The organism is Acidimicrobiia bacterium, from assembly GCA_040880805.1.
In the GTDB taxonomy this organism is placed as follows: domain Bacteria; phylum Actinomycetota; class Acidimicrobiia; order IMCC26256; family DASPTH01; genus DASPTH01.
In genome coordinates this window covers 5,104-8,527 of sequence record JBBDHW010000013.1, presented here as the reverse complement: position 1 = coordinate 8,527, position 3,424 = coordinate 5,104, and the positions used below count along the sequence as shown (strand labels likewise).

The window sequence follows — 3,424 nt, the reverse complement described above, 5'->3', positions numbered from 1 at the left end:
CCCCCCCCCCCCCCCCCGCCCTCGCATCCGACCGGCGTCTCCTCCTCGTGCCCAGGGTCGGCGCCGGCTTCGCCCGTGTCGGCACCATCGCCCGCATCGAGAACGAAGGCGACCTGCCGGGCGGCGGGCGCGCCCTCGTGCTGCGCGGTATGTCGCGCGCGCTCGTCGGCACGCCCGTGCCCACGGAGCATGCGGGCGTCTGGCTCAGTGCGGAGCCCGCGGTCGAGCAGGCGGCCGAATCCGGCCGGGCGCGCGAGCTGGCGCGGGAGTACCGGGCCGTCGTGCGCGGCATCGCCGAGCATCTTGGCGCACCGCGCTTCGCCGACGCGCTGCAAGGCGTCGACGACATCGGCGCGCTCGCCGACACCGCGGGCTGGTCGCCCGACCTGTCGGTGGAGCGCAAGGTCGAGCTGCTCGAGACGCTCGACCCCGAGGCGCGGCTCGAGAAGGCACTCCTCTGGGCGCGCGACGCGCTGTCCGAGCTCGAGGTGTCGGACCAGATCCGCAAGCGAGTCAGCGACGACATGGACAAGACCCAGCGCGACTTCCTGCTGCGCCAGCAGCTCGCGGCGATCCGCAAGGAGCTGGGGGAGTCGGGCGACGACGACGCGGTCGACGACTACCGGCGCCGTCTCGACGAGGCGCAGCTTCCCGACCCGGCGCGCGACGCGATCACGCGGGAGGTCGACCGGCTCGAACGCACCAGTGAGCAGAGCCCCGAGCACGGGTGGATCCGCACGTGGATCGACACCGCGCTCGAGCTTCCGTGGGGTAGTCGTTCCGACGACGAGCTCGACGTCGGCGCCGCGCGCGAGATCCTCGACGCCGACCACACCGGGCTCGACGACGTGAAGGACCGGATCGTCGAGTACCTCGCGGTCCGCAAGCTGCGGGCCGAACGCGGCATGACCGACACCGGAAAGCGCGGTGCGGGCGCGATCCTCGCCCTCGTCGGGCCCCCGGGTGTGGGCAAGACCTCGCTCGGTGAGTCGGTGGCGCGCGCACTCGGAAGGAAGTTCGTGCGCGTCGCGCTCGGCGGTGTGCACGACGAGGCGGAGCTGCGTGGCCACCGCCGTACCTATGTCGGCGCGCGCCCAGGCCGCATCGTGCGTGCGATCACCGAAGCCGGGACGATGAACCCCGTGATCGTGCTCGACGAGGTCGACAAGCTCGGCGCCGACTGGCGTGGCGATCCGTCGTCTGCGTTGCTCGAGGTACTCGACCCGGCGCAGAACCACACGTTCCGCGACCACTATCTCGAGATCGACCTCGACCTGTCGGACGTGTTGTTCCTTGCGACCGCGAACGTCGTCGAGACGATTCCCGGCCCCCTGCTCGACCGGCTCGAGGTGATCCGCCTCGACGGCTACACCGAAGACGAGAAGGTTGCCATCGCGCGCGACCACCTGCTCGCGCGTCAGCTCGGGCGCAACGGTCTCACGGCCGACGACGTGTCGGTGTCCGACGACGCGCTCCGTGCCGTGGTCGTCGACTACACGCGTGAGGCCGGGGTGCGGAACCTCGAACGCGAACTGGGCAAGCTGCTGCGCAAGACCGCGGCGCGCGTCGCGTCGGGCGAGGTGACTCCACCGGTGGCGCTCGACGAGAACGCCACCGTGCCCGCGCTCGGCCGTCCGAAGTTCTTCACCGAGGTGGCCGACCGTACGTCGACGCCCGGCGTTGCCACCGGGCTCGCAGTGACCGGCACCGGTGGCGACGTGCTGTTCATCGAGGCGAGCACGATGGAGGGCGACGGGCTCACGCTTACCGGGCAGCTCGGGGACGTGATGAAGGAGTCGGCGCAGATCGCGCTGTCGTACGTGCAGGCACATGCGGCCGAGCTGGGAATCGCGCCCGAGCGCACCGCGCGTCGGTTCCATCTGCATGTTCCTGCAGGCGCCATCCCCAAGGACGGGCCGTCGGCCGGGATCACGATGGCCACCGCACTGGTGAGCCTGCTCACCGGCCGTCCGGTGCGTTCGGCGGTGGGCATGACGGGCGAGGTCACGCTCCAGGGTCGGGTGCTCCCGATCGGCGGGGTGAAGCAAAAGGTGCTGGCCGCGCAGCGTGCGGGGCTCGACACCGTGATCCTGCCGAAGCGCAACGGACCCGACCTCGACGACGTGCCCGAAACGGTACGCGACGTGATGACCTTCCACCTCGTCGACGACATCGTGGACGTGTTCGCACTCGCACTCGCCGATAACCCCGCCGACGAGGTACGCGCGGCGTAGACGCGTTCGCGATCAGGCGGCCGTCGTGCGGAACTCGATGTGCTCGCCGGCAACGAGTGGGAAGTGGCACGCCACGTACTGCCCCGCGGCGACCTCGCGGAGTTGCGGCTCCTCCTCCGCGCACTGCTCCTGGGCGCGCGGGCAGCGGGTGCGGAACCGGCAACCCGAGGGGGGATCGGTGGGGGAGGGGATCTCGCCGCCGAGCACGCCGGCATCCTCTTGCCGCGTCGCGGGATCGGGCTCGGGGATCGCCGCGAGCAGGGCGGCGGTGTACGGGTGTGCGGGACGCGCGTAGAGGTCGTCGGGCGGACCGACTTCGCAGAGCTTGCCGAGGTACATCACCGCGACACGATCGCTCACGTTCTTCACCACCGCGAGGTCGTGCGCGATGAAAACCAGCGTGAGTTGGTACCGCGCCTTCATGTCCTCGAGCAGGTTGAGAATCTGTGCCTGCACCGACACGTCGAGCGCCGACACCGGCTCGTCGCAGATGATGAGCTTGGGTTCGGTGATCAGAGCGCGCGCGATCGAGATGCGCTGGCACTGCCCACCGGAGAACTCGTGCGGCCGCCGCCCGCGCGCGGTGTCGGGGTCGAGGCCCACGGTGGCGAGGAGGTCGTCGACCTTCTCCCTGCGCGACGCCTTGTCACCGATCTCCCAGATGTCGAGTCCCTCGGCGATGATGTCGCCCACTTTCCGCCGCGGGTTCAGCGACGAGATGGGGTCCTGAAAGATCATCTGCATCCGCGGGCGCATCCTGCGCAGGTCGTTGCCGTGCAGCTCGGTGAGCTCCACCCCTTCGAAGCGGACCCGGCCCGACGTGGGCGGGGGGAGCTGCATGATTGCCCGCCCCGTGGTGGATTTGCCGCAGCCCGACTCGCCGACGAGCCCGAGGGTCTCGCCGTCGAGCAGGTCGAGGCTGATGCCCGACACCGCGTGCAGGCGCTTTCCTCCGGCGGCGTGGAACTCGACAACGAGCTCGTCGACCCGCAGAAGCGCGTCGTCCGTCGCGCGGAGGTGTGCGGTGCCGGTGCCGGCCATTACCGGGCTCCGTCGTCGGACGCGTCGAGGTGCGCCGCGGCGGCCACACCGACTTCGCGGTTTCGCTCGAGCGCGGCGCGGCCCTCTGGGCTGCCCACCGGGAACCAGCAGCGGTACTTGTGGCCTGGTGTGGGCCCGTCGAGCAGCGG

General features: G+C 70.9%; 2 protein-coding genes. One reads left to right on the top strand and one right to left on the bottom strand.

From position 1 onward, the window contains the following. The coding region (lon, locus tag WD271_02380) for an endopeptidase La (GenBank protein ID MEX1006672.1) at positions 1–2,234 on the top strand (2,234 nt) is incomplete at its 5' end. A gap of 12 nt (positions 2,235–2,246) precedes the next feature. On the opposite strand, the gene WD271_02375 is transcribed toward lon, so the two are convergent. Further along, positions 2,247–3,275 (bottom strand): oligopeptide/dipeptide ABC transporter ATP-binding protein, encoded by a 1,029-nt coding sequence (locus WD271_02375; protein MEX1006671.1) that lies wholly within the window; start codon positions 3,273–3,275, stop codon positions 2,247–2,249. Positions 3,276–3,424: the final 149 nt, after the last annotated feature.